Raw genomic sequence first — 240 nt, 5'->3', positions numbered from 1 at the left:
GATCGGGTAAGAGACGCGGGTATTTTCGGTTTTGGAACCGTCGTTGAAGTCCACTGTGCCGTCAGCCAGCACCGTAACGTTTTCCAGCAGCGCATCGCGTTTGATGGCACCGTAAATATCCGGTTCCGCTTCTTTGGATAACTTGATGGTTTTGGCGTAGCAACCGCCTTCAAAGTTGAAGACGCCGTCGTCGTCCCAGCCGTGCTCGTCATCGCCAATCAACTGGCGTTTCGGATCGGG

The 240-nt window shown here is 54.6% G+C and carries 1 protein-coding gene; it reads right to left on the bottom strand.

Annotated elements, in window-relative coordinates:
• The coding region (locus tag NXT09_RS22470; RefSeq protein ID WP_268581209.1) for a phosphoenolpyruvate carboxykinase (ATP) at positions 1-240 on the bottom strand (240 nt) is incomplete at both ends.

Origin of the sequence: Pectobacterium jejuense (genome assembly GCF_026800125.1) — a bacterium.
Classification (GTDB): Bacteria; Pseudomonadota; Gammaproteobacteria; order Enterobacterales; family Enterobacteriaceae; genus Pectobacterium; species Pectobacterium jejuense.
The sequence above is the reverse complement of the archived record's forward strand: the minus strand, read 5'-3'. Positions and strand labels throughout refer to the sequence as shown.